The following is a 15,129-nucleotide window of genomic DNA, read 5'->3' on the forward strand; positions in this document are numbered from 1 at the left end:
ACCGGCATCACTCCTTCTTATTCACACGCTTGGGATCGCTTGGTTCGAACGTTGTGCGTCCTCGCGCTTTATTTCCTTTATGGGATCGCTATGCTGCAAACGCTGCGCGTCCTCTTATCGTTCAGGGGATCGCTCACTCGCTAGCTACTTACACACCCTTACAAGCTTCCTTTATTTCACTAGCTGCCCCCGCGTTACGCCGAGCTGGTTGGTCGCCTTCAGCGTTTTCCACACCTGGGTTCCGCTGATCTCTCCGCGAAGAGCACGGTTGTACAGATCGATGACCTGATGAACCTGCTCCGGCGTTTCTTCCAGGAATTCCACCCGGTAGCGCGGCACGCCGAGCTCCATGAAGTTCGAGAGGTATTCCGCACCGGACTGCTCAATGGCGTTGTATACCGTGTTGCGGCAGCCTTCGTCCACGCGCACCGGATGGGACATGCCGATCCGGTCCTGCAGCGATGCCCGATGCGCCTCGCATGGGCGGCCGCAGTTCGTGTAGTCCGTGCCTTCGCTAAGGAAGGTACAGTACACGCAGTGCTCGGTATGGAACATCGGCAGATGCTGATGGATGACGATTTCCATCTTCGACGTGTCCGCCTTCCGAAGAAGATCCACCATCTGCTGGATGTTCAGATCATACGAAGGCGTGACGACGTCGCAGCCGACTTCGGTGAACAGGTCAACCGTTTTGTGGTTGGCAATGTTCAGGGAGAAGTCGCCGATCAGCCGGGGATGCTTCGCCCCCGGGTTCTCCATCCGGTGACGCAGGTAGAAATACAGCGCCCCGGTGTTGCGCACCAGCACGGCGTCCGGCTGGAGGCGCAGGATGTTGTTATGGTAGCCGTTCTCGCCCGGCATGTGGATGCGCGGCGTAGCCAGCGCAATCTGCTTGCCGGCTGCCCGGACGGCTTCCACCGCTGCCGGGAACTGCTTGATGAATTCGAAGTCGGCGTAGATCATCTCGACGCCGGCTTCGAGCGCAGCCTGCACCTGCGGCAGGCTGCGGCACAGCGCGGTCAGCTGCGCTTCCCCGCGCTTCACCGGCGCTGCAGGCGCAGCTGCATCGCCATACACCTCCACCGCCCGCTTCACATATACGGGCGGCTTCGGCCGCTCGCCGGCAAGCTGCTCCACCGCACGGCGGCGGATGCTGTTCAGCTCGCGAATCGGCACGATGACGTCGCCGTACAGGTCGACGTCCAGTTCCTCGAGCTGGAACACCGTTCCGCCCAGGCGGCCCAGCTGCTCCTCGAGAATCTCCCGATTCAGGGGCCGCTTCTGGGCGACTTCCAGCTCCAGCTCCGAATCCACCTGGACCGTCGTGCCCTTCTGCACATCGGTCCACCAGGTCGACAGCGGCTGTCCCGGACGTCCGCTCACCCGCACATGCACCGGGAACACCCGGTACGGCTTGTCCGTCTCGAACGTCTGGCGAAGGCGCTTGTCCAGCGCCGGATCGCTCGTCTTCCAGATCCGGTCGCCGACATGAACCTTGCGCAGATCCACATCGCTGCGGCCCGGCACGATATCGATGATCCAGCCCTCCTGCGCCTCGCCCTCCAGCTTGACGCCTTTGCGGCGCACGTCATAGACGCGCCCGCCTTCTTCCTTCTTCGTCGGATCGCCTGCATCGAATACGATGCCGTCGCCGCGCTTCAGCGGCGCTTCCAGCTTGCAGACGACGCCGTCGCGCAGGATCTGCTCCACCCGGCCGAGATACACGCCGCGGCTTTTCGGGAATGTGCCCTCAACCAGCTTTTTATTATTCGTGCCTTCCAGGAAACCATGCGTGAAGCCGCGCGAGAAGCTCTGCTGCAGCTCGCGGACCTCTTCCTTGCTCGGACGCGCATCCTCGCCGTCGAAATAACGGTCAATGGCTTTCCGGTACTTGCTCACGACGTTCGCCACATATTCAGGGCTCTTCAGACGGCCCTCAATCTTGAAGGAAGTCACGCCCGCTTCAATCAGCTCCGGCATCAGATCAATCGCCGCCAGATCCTTCGGAGACAGCAGGTATGCCACATCGCCCATCGGCTTCTGCTCCCCGTCCACGATCAGATCATACGGCAGGCGGCATGCCTGCGCACACTCGCCGCGGTTTGCCGAACGGCCGCCCCACATTTCGGAGGTCAGGCACTGTCCCGAGTACGACACGCACAGCGCGCCATGCACGAACACTTCCATCGGCAGCTTCGCTTGCTCGCCAATTTTTTGAATTTGCTTCAGATTGTTCTCCCGTCCCAGCACGACCCGCTCCATATTGAACGGCTTCGTGAACTCGACCGCCTCCGGCGACGTAATCGTCATCTGGGTAGAGCCATGGATCGGGAAATCCGGCGAGATTTCGCGGATCAGCTTCACGAGCCCCAAATCCTGCACGATCACCGCGTCCACGCCAGCGTCCACGCACGCATCGATCAGCTCTTTGGCATCCTCCAGCTCGTTCTCAAACACCAGAATATTAAAGGTCAGGAACCCCTTAACCCCATAGCTGTGAAGGAACGCCATAATCTCGGGCAGCTCGTCCATCCGGAAATTGTTCGCCCGCGCCCGGGCGTTAAACTTCTCGACGCCGAAAAAGATCGCATCCGCGCCGTTCGCCACGGCCGCCCGCATGCAGTCCCAATCGCCTGCCGGCGCCAGCAGCTCCACGTCTTCTCTTCGCAATGCTTTTATGTCCATCGATATCCTCCATCAACCGGCGCCAGGCCGGCATGCTATATATACTTTCTTCTTGTGCTCTACGAACAAGCGAAAGCAGTAAGCAAGACTGTTCTCCTGTCTCTTCCCTGCATTCTGCCCCTCATCAAACACCGTTCATTTTCATAGAATATACGACGATTCGTTATACCATCTATTGTAAAAGCATTGAAAGCTTTTCAACTTATCTAGTGTACCAGAAGTCGGGCCTTGCTTCTACCTGCTTGCTTGATTTCCACCGTTTTAATAGTGTTGCCAGAATCCGCACACAGCTATCTCCTACTCCGTTCCCTCCAGCACAAAATCCATACTCGCCAGCCGCTTGCCGTTGACGATAATATGAAGCCGATGGTCGCCGGAATAAAATCGCCGCGTGGAAATCAGCTTAAACGATTGCTTCTTCTCCACCGTCCAGCATCCCGGAGCATACCGCTTGTCTGAGCATTTATAGCGCTTCGGAGCCAGCTTGCCGCTCGCCTTCATATAATCGATCTCATAATCGATTCGCAGGGATACTGGACTTCCCGTATCGTTCACAACCTGAAAGCTGAATTCCAGCTCCTCCCCTACCGCGATCAACGGGCGTTTGATTTTGAGCTCGCGAACTTCGATGCCCTCCAGCTCCTCGAGCTCCTGATAGCCAAAAATCGCAAGCGCCCGGATATCCCCCTTGCGCAGCAAGCTCCGGAGAGCATGCCGGACGATCCAGTCCGTCAGCGGATGCTTGCCGTACCAATTCGTGGCCAGCTCCAGCACCAGCTCGGGGTGATCCTTCGATATATCGTTCAGATGGTTCGCCACGCTTTTTCTGACATACAGGGACGAATCCTCTTTAAGCCGCTCCAGGATCGGCAGCGCCGGCCGCGGGTCGCGGATCAGGCTTGGCAGCTGAGAAGCCCAGGGCAGACGGGGTCTGATGCCTTCGCTCGCAAGCCGCCGCAGATGCTCGTCATCCGACTCCGCCCACGTCGCCATCTGCGCCAGCATTCGCTCCTGGTCCCGGATAACGAAGGGGCGCACCGCAAATTCGGCAGTCGAATAATGCGTGAATACCGCCAGAGCCTCCATCGACGTATCCCACTGATCCATCCCGTTCAACTCCACGTAATCCGGGAAGAAAATATACTCCACGCCCCGGAAAAACGGAGCAGCCTGCGTCAATATCGTAACCGCCTCCGGATAAGAACCAGGCAGCACTTCGGTTAGCGCCACCGTAATATGGCGGACGCGCTGCTTGAACTCCTCTTGCTCCCAGGCTTCATTATGAATCAGCCCCAGAAACCGGCCTTCATCGAACTCGTTATATACCTCTCCGATTCGTCCCGCCACCGCTTGCAGCAATTCCGCTGTATATAAATCCTTTAAGGTTTCTCGCATGTCGATCTCCTTATGAAAAAAATTTTCGCTATCATTTCCTGCCCATTTTCGCTCAATCCAAAGGGCGGTAATCGCGCCAGCCATGCGGCTTCCCGCCCGTATTCCCTCACGCCTTGCGACCGAAAGCGCCGTGCTCGGTGCCCTTCCCATTCCATATCATGTGGTGTAGGATGAAATTATTAGACGCCTGTCGCTGAGGAAGGTACCTGGATGCTTGGGATGATTCCAGTTTACCAAATTTGGGGGGCGTTTTGCTGTACGGGTCTTGTTCGGGGCAAACTCGATTGCCATTTTCTTTAATCTTTTTTTATCAGGAGTTCCAGAGCTTTTTCATACATACCGCATTTTGCATAGGAGACAGGGGGGGATTCAGCATCCGCAGAGGAAGATGAACGAATCATGCACATCAGGAGATGAAGAAGACATGGAAAGTTGGAAGAAAAATTTATGGATTTTATGGTTCGGTTCTTTTATCGTTTCATCAAGCTTCTCGATGGTCATTCCCTTTCTCCCGCTGTTTCTGATTGAGCTCGGCGTTACCAAGCATACGGAAATGTGGTCGGGCCTGCTGTTCAGCTCGGCTTTTTTTGCCGGCGCGCTCTCCTCGCCGTTCTGGGGAGCGGTCGGCGATAAATACGGCCGTAAACCGATGATTATTCGGGCGGGCATGGTGCTCTTCGTCATCTATGTGCTGATGGCGTTCGTCACGAACGAGTATCAGGTGCTGATCCTGCGCCTGCTTCAGGGGCTGCTGTCCGGGTTTATCCCGGGGGCCATTGCCATTGTCGGCACGAATACCCCTGAGAAAAAAGTCGGCTACGCGCTCTCCATGATGTCGACGGCAACCGCGACCGGCGGCATTATGGGACCGATGATCGGCGGTACCCTCGCCTCCCTCTTTAGCAACCGGATGGCGTTCGGACTAGCCGGGGGGCTCTGCTTTATCGCTACGCTGCTCGTCATTTTCTGGGTCAAGGAAGAGAAATTCGTGCCGAGCAAGGAGCGGGTGTCAGTCGTGAATACGTTCAAAGTCGCGGGTCATAACAAAGCGCTGCTGACCGTGCTGGCGCTCACCCTGCTGACGCAGTTTTCCGTCATGACGATTGAGCCCGTATTGCCGCTGTATATCGCGCAGATCGGCGGCTCGTCGAGCCACACCTCCATGATTGCCGGCTTCGTCTTTTCGATCGTAGGGATTGCCAGCATTCTGTTTGCCGCCCGTTGGGGGCGTCTTGCCGACAAAATCGGCTTTCATAAAGTGCTTCTGATCGGTCTCCTTGCCAGCGGCATCGGGTCTCTGGCACAGATGCTGTTCAGCAATATTTGGGCATTCTCCGCCATCCGCTTTGTCTATGGGGCCTTCTTCTGTGCCGTCTTCCCGGCGCTGAACGGCCTGGTCGTCCGCAACACGCCAAGCGAGTTCAGGGGCCGGGCGTTCAGCCTGAGCCAGACGGCAAACCAAATCGGCGGCATGGCCGGTCCGCTCTTCGGCGGCCTGGTCAGCGGCATCTTCAACATTCATTCCGTATTCATGATGACCGGCCTATTGATGCTGATTACGACGGTGATCACGTACTGGACGATGCGCAATTCGGGACAGTCTCCCCTGCCCGCCAAGAACAAAACATCCGCATCTTCCTAAGGTGTAAAACTTATTATACAGAGAAGGAACGAGGCGTCTTTCATGCGCCCCGCTCCTTCTTTTTACAATGACCCATTCCGTGACTTCCGCATGCTAATGCTCGGCCACTTCCACACTTACACATGCATAAGCTTGTCCGCCTCATCCCATGGTACCGCATAGCCCGCTCCCTTCGCGCAGAAGATGGAGGATGAGGTGTACTCGGGGTCGGCATTTTTGTCGTACCCGATTCGGCGGATCACTTCTTCTTCGTTATGGCAGCGGTCATAACCGCCGTACGTCAGGGTGATCGCTCCCCTCCCCTTCGTATAGGCCGCCAATTCCATCGCATAATTCATCAGGGTAGAGACCGGGGCGGTGCCTGTTACCGTCACCTTGTCTCCCGTCGTGTCCGGCGGCTCGAACGTCGCCTTGGCCTGTGTCAGATCCGACAGCAGCCGGCCGATGTGCTCGAGCTCCACTTTGATTTTGAACTGATAATACGGCTCCAGCAGCAAACTCGTCGTTTTCTCCAGCCCTTGTCTGAGCGCGCGGAAGGTCGCTTCGCGAAAATCCCCGCCATGGGTATGCTTGTTATGCGCCCGTCCTTTTAACAGCGTGATCTTCATGTCGGTCAACGGAGAGCCCGTGAGCAGCCCATGATGCTCCCGCTCGCCGATGTGCTGGGCGACAAGATGCTGGTAGTTCACCGGCAGCATGTCGGGATGGCATGCATTCGCAAACACGATGCCGCTGTTCCGCTCTCCCGGCTCCAGCTTCAGATGAACCTCCGCATAATGCTTGAGCGGCTCGAAATGCCCGCTGCCGATGCTCGGATGGGCGATCGTTTCTTTATATAAAATCTCCGGCTCGGCGAATTCGATCCGGTGTCCGAACCGTTCGTCCACGATCCGCTGCAGCACCTCCAGCTGAATGGTCCCCATGACATGGAGATGGATGCCCTGAGAAGCCTCATCCCACTGGACGGACAGGGAGGGATCCTCAGCATCCAGCAGCCGGAAGATCCGCAGCATGTCCTTCGGATGGACCGAGGAATCGAACTGTACCTTCGATTTCAGCGTAGGCACGAGCTCATAGACCGTTCTGCCGCCAAGCGCCCCCAAGCCGTCCCCGGCCGATGCCGATGACAGCCCGGTCACCACGAACAAGTCCCCGGCGCTGACCTCATCGACCATGGTAAATTTCTTGCCGTGAACCAGGCGAATTCCGGTGATCTTCTCCCGCATGCCGGCAGGGCCGCCGTGATAGGTCACTTCATCCCGTACACGCAGCTTACCGCTCAAAGCTTTTATATAGGTCAGCCTGGTTCCCTGATCGTCATGGCGAATTTTGTACACCCGGCCGGAGAACTCCGCCTCTCTGTCATAATCGGTATGAAGGAGACTGTCCAGCTGGAGCAGAAAGTGGGACACGCCGATACTTTGCAGAGCCGAGCCGCTAAAGCACGGGAAGCATCGTCCATCCTGAATCATCTTTCTCATTGCACTAAGCCATGTGCCCGCATCGAACCCTTGGTCGATATACTGCTCCAGGAGTCTCTCGTCCCGCTCGGCAACGGCCTCTGCCAGAGAGGGCGACATCCCGCCTTCATGCAGCTTGTCTCCCTCGGAAATCAAACAGACATCTTCAGTAAGCTCCCGTCTGATCTCTTCGAGCACCCTTTCGGGATCTGCTCCCGTTCGATCGATTTTATTCAGGAAAAAGAAGGTCGGCACCCCATACTTGCGCAGCAGCTGCCACACCGTCTCCGTATGGCCTTCCACGCCTTCCACCGCACTGATCACGACGACGGCGGCATCCATAACCTGAATGGCCCGCTCCATCTCCGGCGAGAAGTCGACATGGCCGGGCGTGTCGATCAGATAATAGGTTGAGCCTTGAAACGGCATGATCGCCTGATCCGCAAATACCGTGATGCCCCGCTCTTTTTCAATATCGTGGTTATCCATATAAGCATTCCGGTGATCCACCCGTCCGCGCTCCTGAATGGTATGTGTTAAATATAGAAGCTGCTCCGCCAGCGTGGTTTTGCCTGCATCCACATGGGCGAACAGACCGATCGTTTTGTTCAATGCGATCCCCTCATTCCTCTACCCGGTATTCGTGCCTAGCAAGTCGGTGTTATTGTATCACAGCGGGCAGTCGGCAGGAACTGTCGTAACGGCAGTCGTAATCGCTATTGCCAGCAGGCGCCCAGGCATCTTTCACTTAGAACGCATTCCGTTTTGATGGCTTCGATCGGTTCGATTGGATTCTTCCGAATCCATTCCCTTTCTCCCCCTCATCCTCCCGGTTCACCCAACACAAGCTCCATAGCAAAAAAATCGCTGTTCCTGCACAAAAAAAATCGCCGTCCCCGCACCAAGTGGTGATCTTTGGGGACAGCGATTCGGCCCGGGCCGAGATCGCCCTTATTTACATCCAACTCATCATCTCGGAAACTCATAAGGTTAACTCATTATCCCGGCACTCCATAAGCCCTGCCTGGACATTACTTGACGAACTCAAAGGAGGACAGCGTCCGTTCGAGTGCAGCCTGCTGGGCTTCCGTTGCATTGGCATCATTCAGCGTGGTGATGATCGTATAGGTGTTGCCCCCGTTCTCGAACACCAGCTCCCGGGTCGTATATTCAATGCCATTCTTGACCTGATGCACATTGAAGGACACCGCCGGAACACCGGCAACCGTCATCTGCTCGATCCCCAGCAGCTTAAGCGATGCGCCCGGCACGGACGCGGCTTCATTGTAGTAACGCTTCAGCTGGCTAACCACGTATTCCGCGGTTGTGTCCTGCTGAACCGCAAGCTCGAACCGGCCTCCGGCAAATGCATATTCGATATTCTCCTGCTCGAACTGGTCGCGCACCGGCTCCCAATATTTTGGAATATCAATATGATAGCGATATGTCCGGGAGCTCTTCGCGCTCATCCGCGTTTTGTCCGTGAGGAAGCCTTCTTCACCGATTCGTCCGAAGTTCTCCGGTACCGCCTCATAATCGATTTCCACCGATTCCAGCACCTTCTTCCAACTCGCGGCCGTGGCTTCCTGCCCTTCCGGCACCGCATATTCCAAATAGTAGCGGTAGCCGTTCTTCTGAACCATCACTTCATACTCCGTGATCCACTTGTCGCCGTACGTATACCGCACTTCCTGAACCTGTCCCCGGACCCCTGAAATTTCGACAGGCGTTACGCCAATAATCTGGTACGCATCCTTCACGAACGACTCCGCGAACCAATCCTGAAGCCGCTGCGCCCAGGCTGCCAGCGTGCCGTTCGCTCCGGCCGGCGCCGATGTGACCGATACGGACAAGTATCCCTGTTTCTCGGCCCCGTACAGCATCTCCCGATTGTCGATCTGCCAGCCGGCCGGCACCATCAGGCGGATGCCGTATTCTGCATTGCCGGCCTCGCGCAGCCCGTTCACGACCGTCGAGATATCTTTAAGCGACTTATCCGATCCGTTATACGAGGTACGGAACGAACCGAGCAGCCCTGCATGCTTATCCATATCACGATAGTGGACCGCCTCCGCATCCGCAAAATACAGCTCGTACAACTTCTTGTTGTCATAATACTGCCGGCTTTCCCACAGCACGCCGTCCACGTCGCGGGAAACAATGCGGGCATAAGGCAGCGCTCCGGCTTCGACCTTCTCCTCGTGCAGCACGATGTCGCCGGATGCCTCGACCTCCTTCACCAGCTGTTCGAGGAGATCATCCGTGTCCAGCTCCACCTCTTGCGGGGTTACATGCACCTCCAGGTAATAGCGGCCCGTGGTGTCATTGAACGCAGTCCCGCTCTCATCATCCGAGCCTCGCCCGACCATCATCCAGGACGGGTAATTGATGCTCCAGCCGTAATAGCTGTTGCCGATTCGAGTCTTGCCGTTGCTTGTGTTGATCGCATCCTCATCGCTCTTCTCTTCCTTATCGGTAACGGTCAGGCTGATCGACAGCTTTCCTTGAGCCGAGGTTACCTTAGCGCCGATCCCTGAGGCCACATTCCGCAGCGGTACCATGAGCGTTCCCGAGACCATCGTCGGGGCAGCCGGCAGCTGCACCTTCTTGCCGTCGATCCAGGCCGTCTTGTTATCGATCACAAGCACGACCGTGTGGGGCCCCTGCAGCAGCCGAACCCGATTCTCTCCTTCAAGCCGAATCTCGGTGCCAAACGCTTTCTTGAACACGCTTAGCGGCACCATCAGCACGCCTTGCTTCACAACCGGCTTCGCGATTTCGTACGCATTGCCGTTGACTGAAGCCTTGCTGCTGCCGCTCTGAATCGTCAGCACCCGCTTCTCCGATGCCGCATCGCCCCATGCCGGAATCGATAATGCTGCCAGCAGTACCGCCGATGACAAAGCTCCGACAGCCATCTTTCTCAGCCCGCGCGATATTCCGGTTCTCTCTCCCTTGATCATGCGCTTTCGCCTCCCTCATCGTCAGTCGATACAGCGGAAGCGCCGTCCCGGCTGAGCTTCAGGCTGACGTTTACAATATCCCCGTCCCGCTGCATCAGCAGGCGAACCTGCTGTCCCGGCGTGTAGGACTTCAGCCGCTCATTAATATCCACCACGGAGTAGACACGCTTTCCATTGATGCCATACAGCACGTCTCCCTCCGCTATTCCAGCCTTCTTGGCCTCGGCGGACAGCACCTTGGTGACCGTCAGCGGGTCATCCGAAGGCAGCCCGACAATGGCGGACCAGCTTTCCTCCAGCTCCAGCCCAAGCGTGGCTCTCCGAACCTCGCCGTACTTCAGCAGATGATCGACAACATACCGGACGGTTTCCGCCGGAATGGAGAAGCCCATGTTTTCGATGCCGACAGCGGCGAATTTCTTGCTATTGATGCCAATGACCTCGCCCTTTAAATTGACAAGCGGTCCTCCGCTATTTCCCGGATTGATTGCGGTATCCGTCTGAATCAATCGGTAGGAGCCGTCAACGCTCCGGTTCAGCCCGCTGACCACCCCGACCGAGGCGGAGTTCCGAAGCGAGAACGAGATCGGCGTACCGATTGCAACGACCGTCTCACCAACCACTGCCTCCTGGGCGGTTACCGCGAACACGGCTGGCTTGAGGGACTTGGCGTTGATTTTGACGAGTGCGATATCACTCTTCGGATCGCTAAAAACAGCCTTTGCCTTATAGGACTTGCCGTCGGACGTAACGACGGTAATGCCGCTTAGCCCGTCCACTACATGGGCGTTCGTTACGATCCAGCCGTCCGCTTTCCAGATGACGCCCGTTCCGTGCGCCAGATTATATCGATCATCCACTTCGCCCGGTGTTCCCTGGGCCACTTTACCGATAATGCCCACTACCGACGGCGATAATCGGCTAATCACGCTTGGTACCGTTTCTGGCTCGTATGTACTCTTGACTATAAAACTTTCTGTCGCTGCAGCCTCCCCTTCCAGAATGGCCCCATGGCTTCCTAGCATGAGCGCAGTGCTCAGCAGCAGCGCCGTTGATACTTTGTATCCGCGTCTCTTCATTTGTTCACCTGTTCCTCCCCGGTCCCATCCTCGATCCCGTTTCACGGTCACTCCTATAATTTATCATATTTTTCCATATGCAACCATGACTTTAAGACCTATATCATGTGCACTATTGAACGGAATGCAAGACAGGTGCGTAATAATTTCTGCAAACATAATCGCATGGCTGCATTACACTGGGTTTCGGTACAACTAGCACAATGTCAGCCGGTCAAGGCGCATTCGATCAGTCGCCGGATCCTTGTCCGGTACATGGACGAACAGAACACAAAAAGACGCTCTCCCTGCTCCATGCAGGCGGCGTCTTGTTTGTATGTATTATCCCTTCGTCATGACCATTCATTACGATCGTCCGTACGGTTTAACTATTTGAACCAACCGGTAACCATCGCGTAGTCCGAGTACAGGAACACGAGCAAGCTGACGATACCGAAAGCGATTGCGAATTTATTTTTTTGGCGGGCCATCAACAAGCGAACCACACCAACAAAAATGAGAATGGTGAACAGGATCATAAAGATATCGAAATACTTGAACTTGGCAGTTGCATCCGATACAGCTGCAAGGAACATGAGACGTACCTCCTCGTGAGTTTCTTTCTCGGGCAAATTTGCATATCTTCTTCTATGTTATCCGTGAGTCCGCCAAGATGCAAGTCCCAGTGACCACAAAATGAAAAAAAGTCATAGAAATTTCTCATATTTAACCAGTCACTTCGTTTTTGTCGTGAAAATAATCATATTCTTGGGGCTTGGTAACATAACACAAAGGCCGCTACAATGGCGGATTGTTCTTCGATCATTGTTATATCCTGGAACAGGAATGGCCCTATCCTGAAGGTAAAATCAGCATAAGCTGCCATCCTTAGGATGACCGCTTATGCCGGTCATTTATTCGTTTGGCTTCAGGCCAACGTTCGGATTCTGAATCCATTCCGCATCCTAATAAAAAGAGCACCCGATGATCCATTCATCGGGTGCTCGGCAAGGATTCGAGAAGCGGCAGCTCCTTAACGGGCAGCCTCTACCTTATTCAGCTCCGCCGTCCGCTTCGTGTCGCGTTCCAATACCGGCTTCAGATATTTGCCTGTGTAAGACTGAGGCACCTTCACGATGTCCTCCGGCGTTCCGGTAGCGATGATGGTGCCGCCGCCGCTTCCGCCTTCCGGACCAAGGTCAATGATATAATCCGCCGTCTTAATGACATCCAGGTTATGCTCAATGACCAGCACCGATTCGCCGGAATCGACTAACCGGTGAAGCACGGTAAGCAGGCGGTCGATATCGTCCACATGCAAGCCCGTGGTCGGCTCATCCAGGATATACATCGTCTTGCCCGTGCTCCGGCGATACAGCTCCGAAGCCAGCTTCACGCGCTGTGCCTCCCCGCCGGAGAGCGTCGTGGCCGGCTGCCCGAGCGTAATATACCCGAGACCGACATCCATCAGCGTCTGCATCTTTCGGTGGATCTTCGGAATGTTCTGGAAGAACTCGGTGGCATTCTCCACCGTCATCTCCAGCACTTCCGATATATTTTTGCCTTTATACTTAACCTCAAGCGTCTCCCGGTTATACCGTTTACCCTTGCATACTTCGCATGGCACATAAATATCCGGCAGGAAGTGCATCTCGATCTTGATGATGCCGTCGCCGCGGCAGGCCTCACAGCGGCCGCCCTTGACGTTGAAGCTGAAGCGGCCTTTCTTGTATCCGCGTATCTTCGCTTCATTCGTCTGGGCGAAGATATCCCGAATATCGTCGAACACGCCGGTATAGGTGGCCGGGTTCGAGCGCGGCGTACGACCGATCGGCGACTGGTCGATATCGATCACTTTCTCGACATGCTCAAGTCCCTTGATCTCACGATACTGACCCGGGCGTACTTTCGCTTTGTTCAAATCCCGAGCAAGCGTCTTGTACAGAATCTCGTTCACCAAGGTCGATTTCCCTGAACCGGACACGCCGGTTACCGCCGTAAAGACGCCAATCGGAAACTTAACGTTGATGTTCTTGAGGTTGTTCTCCTTCGCTCCCTTGATTTCGAGCCAGCGTCCATCCGGCTTCCGGCGTTCCAGATTAACCGGGATGAACTTGCGGCCGCTCAAGTATTGGCCTGTCAGAGAATTCGGGTCCTCCATAATTTCCTTCGGCGTTCCTTGGGCAATAACCTGCCCGCCATGAATGCCTGCACCCGGACCGATATCGATGATATAATCGGCAGCCATCATCGTATCCTCGTCATGCTCAACGACGATGAGCGTGTTCCCTAGATCCCGCATATGCTCCAGCGTGGCAATCAGGCGGTCATTATCGCGCTGGTGAAGACCGATGCTGGGCTCGTCCAAAATATAGAGTACGCCCATCAAGCTCGAGCCGATCTGCGTGGCGAGCCGGATCCGCTGCGCTTCGCCGCCGGAGAGGGTCCCTGCCGAACGGCTGAGGGTCAAATAATCCAGACCCACATTGACGAGGAAGCCCAGCCGGCTGTGAATTTCCTTCAGGATCAGATTCGCGATCTGCCGCTCTTTCTCGGTCAAATCCAGCGATTCGAAAAACTTCAGCGACTCTCCGATCGACAGGCTGGTGACATAAGCCATGTTACGGTCATTGATCGTAACGGCCAAGCTCTCCTTGCGGAGGCGGTGCCCTTTACATACATCGCATGGCTTGCTGCTCATGTAGCCTTCGATATATTCGCGAATGCCCTCGGAATTCGTATCGCGATAACGGCGCTCCAGGTTCGGGATGATGCCCTCGAAGGTGACGTACGCTTCCTTTCGCTGTCCGAAATCATTCTCATAACGGAAGTGCACCTTCTCGTTGCCCGTTCCGTACAGCAGCTTATTCATCTGCTCCTGGCTTAATTCGCTCACAGGCACATCCTGCGGAATGCCGTAATGCTGGCATACCGATTTCAGGAATTGCGGGTAATACGTCGATGTGCCGCCGCTCCAGGCCAAAAATGCCCCTTCCTCGATGCTCTTGCTCGTGTCCGGCACCAGCAGCTCGGGATCAACGATCATCTCCACGCCCAAGCCGTCGCAATCCGGACACGCGCCGAACGGGGTATTAAAGGAGAACATTCTCGGCGTCAGCTCTTCCATGCTGAATCCGCAGATCGGGCAGGCAAAGTTCGAGCTGAACCGCAGCTCCTCCTGGCCGATAATATCGACCAGCAGCTGCCCGCCGGACAGGTTAAGCGCGGTCTCGATGGAGTCTGCCAGGCGCGCCTCGATATCCTCTTTAACGACGATGCGGTCAACGACAACCTCGATGGTATGCTTCTTGTTCTTCTCGAGCTCGATGCTCTCGGACAGGTCGCGAAGCTCGCCGTCGACCCGCACGCGGACGAAGCCCTGCTTCGCAATGTCCGTGAACAGGTTCTTATGCTCGCCTTTTCGTCCGGAAACGACCGGGGCCAAAATTTGCAGCCTTGTCTTCTCCGGGTACTGCATAATGCGGTCCACCATCTGCTCTACCGTCTGGGACGTTATCTCCACGCCGTGCTCCGGACAGTGGGGATGCCCGATCCGGGCAAACAGAAGCCGCAGATAATCATAAATTTCGGTGACCGTACCTACGGTCGAACGCGGGTTGCGGCTGGTCGTCTTCTGGTCGATCGAGATGGCCGGGGACAGACCGTCGATCGAATCCACATCCGGCTTCTCCATCTGCCCGAGGAACTGCCGGGCATATGCGGAGAGCGACTCTACATACCGGCGCTGCCCCTCGGCATAAATGGTGTCAAACGCGAGGGAGGATTTGCCCGAGCCGCTAAGTCCGGTCAGCACAACAAACTTGTCGCGCGGGATCGTGATGTCGATATTCTTCAAATTGTGTGCGCGGGCGCCTTTTATCACAATATTCTCACTTGCCAAACGATATCATCTCCTACTCCGTGCA

Annotated in this window: 8 protein-coding genes; 1 reads left to right on the forward strand and 7 read right to left on the reverse strand. The window is 55.9% G+C overall.

All coding sequences use genetic code 11. The features are described from left to right. Positions 1-171: 171 nt before the first annotated feature. Both J2Z18_RS00200 and J2Z18_RS00205 read right to left on the reverse strand, forming a co-directional pair. On the reverse strand, positions 172-2,685 hold the full coding sequence (locus J2Z18_RS00200) for a U32 family peptidase (RefSeq protein WP_210093971.1): 2,514 nt from the start codon (positions 2,683-2,685) through the stop codon (positions 172-174). A 297-nt stretch (positions 2,686-2,982) separates the two neighbouring features. Further along, the gene (locus tag J2Z18_RS00205) at positions 2,983-4,080 is read right to left on the reverse strand and encodes a DNA alkylation repair protein (RefSeq protein WP_210093972.1); all 1,098 of its coding nucleotides are present in this window, start codon (positions 4,078-4,080) and stop codon (positions 2,983-2,985) included. A gap of 424 nt (positions 4,081-4,504) precedes the next feature. Between J2Z18_RS00205 and J2Z18_RS00210 the strand changes: the two genes are divergently transcribed. Further along, positions 4,505-5,722 carry an MFS transporter gene (locus J2Z18_RS00210; RefSeq protein ID WP_210093973.1) on the forward strand — a complete coding sequence of 406 codons (1,218 nt, stop codon included), beginning with the start codon at positions 4,505-4,507 and terminating at the stop codon, positions 5,720-5,722. Positions 5,723-5,838: 116 nt separating this feature from the next. Here the strand turns inward: J2Z18_RS00210 and J2Z18_RS00215 are convergent, their stop codons facing one another. The 5 genes from J2Z18_RS00215 to uvrA all read right to left on the reverse strand — a co-directional run bounded on the left by J2Z18_RS00215 (position 5,839) and on the right by uvrA (position 15,104). Beyond that, complete coding sequence (locus tag J2Z18_RS00215) at positions 5,839-7,794, reverse strand: GTP-binding protein (protein ID WP_210093974.1); 1,956 nt, start codon at positions 7,792-7,794, stop codon at positions 5,839-5,841. A 419-nt stretch (positions 7,795-8,213) separates the two neighbouring features. Continuing rightward, a complete protein-coding gene (locus tag J2Z18_RS00220; RefSeq protein WP_210093975.1) occupies positions 8,214-10,145 on the reverse strand; it encodes a copper amine oxidase N-terminal domain-containing protein in 1,932 nt (643 codons plus the stop codon). Continuing rightward, a complete protein-coding gene (locus J2Z18_RS00225) occupies positions 10,142-11,170 on the reverse strand; it encodes a S1C family serine protease (RefSeq protein WP_373872053.1) in 1,029 nt (342 codons plus the stop codon). The genes J2Z18_RS00220 and J2Z18_RS00225 overlap by 4 nt, the downstream gene beginning before the upstream one ends. Before the next feature lie 422 nt (positions 11,171-11,592). Next, a complete protein-coding gene (locus J2Z18_RS00230) occupies positions 11,593-11,799 on the reverse strand; it encodes a hypothetical protein (RefSeq protein ID WP_007132258.1) in 207 nt (68 codons plus the stop codon). A 437-nt stretch (positions 11,800-12,236) separates the two neighbouring features. Further along, positions 12,237-15,104 (reverse strand): excinuclease ABC subunit UvrA, encoded by a 2,868-nt coding sequence (gene uvrA / locus J2Z18_RS00235; RefSeq protein WP_007132259.1) that lies wholly within the window; start codon positions 15,102-15,104, stop codon positions 12,237-12,239. Positions 15,105-15,129 lie beyond the last annotated feature (25 nt).

It is taken from the genome of Paenibacillus lactis (assembly GCF_017873605.1).
GTDB classification, from domain to species: domain Bacteria; phylum Bacillota; class Bacilli; order Paenibacillales; family Paenibacillaceae; genus Paenibacillus_AQ; species Paenibacillus_AQ lactis.

Bases quoted from the DNA above. Each gene is read 5' to 3' on its own strand.
- J2Z18_RS00205 (WP_210093972.1), bottom strand. From the start codon at position 4,080: ATGCGAGAAACCTTAAAGGATTTATATACAGCGGAATTGCTGCAAGCG.
- J2Z18_RS00200 (WP_210093971.1), bottom strand. From the start codon at position 2,685: ATGGACATAAAAGCATTGCGAAGAGAAGACGTGGAGCTGCTGGCGCCG.
- J2Z18_RS00230 (WP_007132258.1), bottom strand. From the start codon at position 11,799: ATGTTCCTTGCAGCTGTATCGGATGCAACTGCCAAGTTCAAGTATTTC.
- J2Z18_RS00220 (WP_210093975.1), bottom strand. From the start codon at position 10,145: ATGATCAAGGGAGAGAGAACCGGAATATCGCGCGGGCTGAGAAAGATG.
- J2Z18_RS00210 (WP_210093973.1), top strand. From the start codon at position 4,505: ATGGAAAGTTGGAAGAAAAATTTATGGATTTTATGGTTCGGTTCTTTT.
- J2Z18_RS00225 (WP_373872053.1), bottom strand. From the start codon at position 11,170: ATGCTAGGAAGCCATGGGGCCATTCTGGAAGGGGAGGCTGCAGCGACA.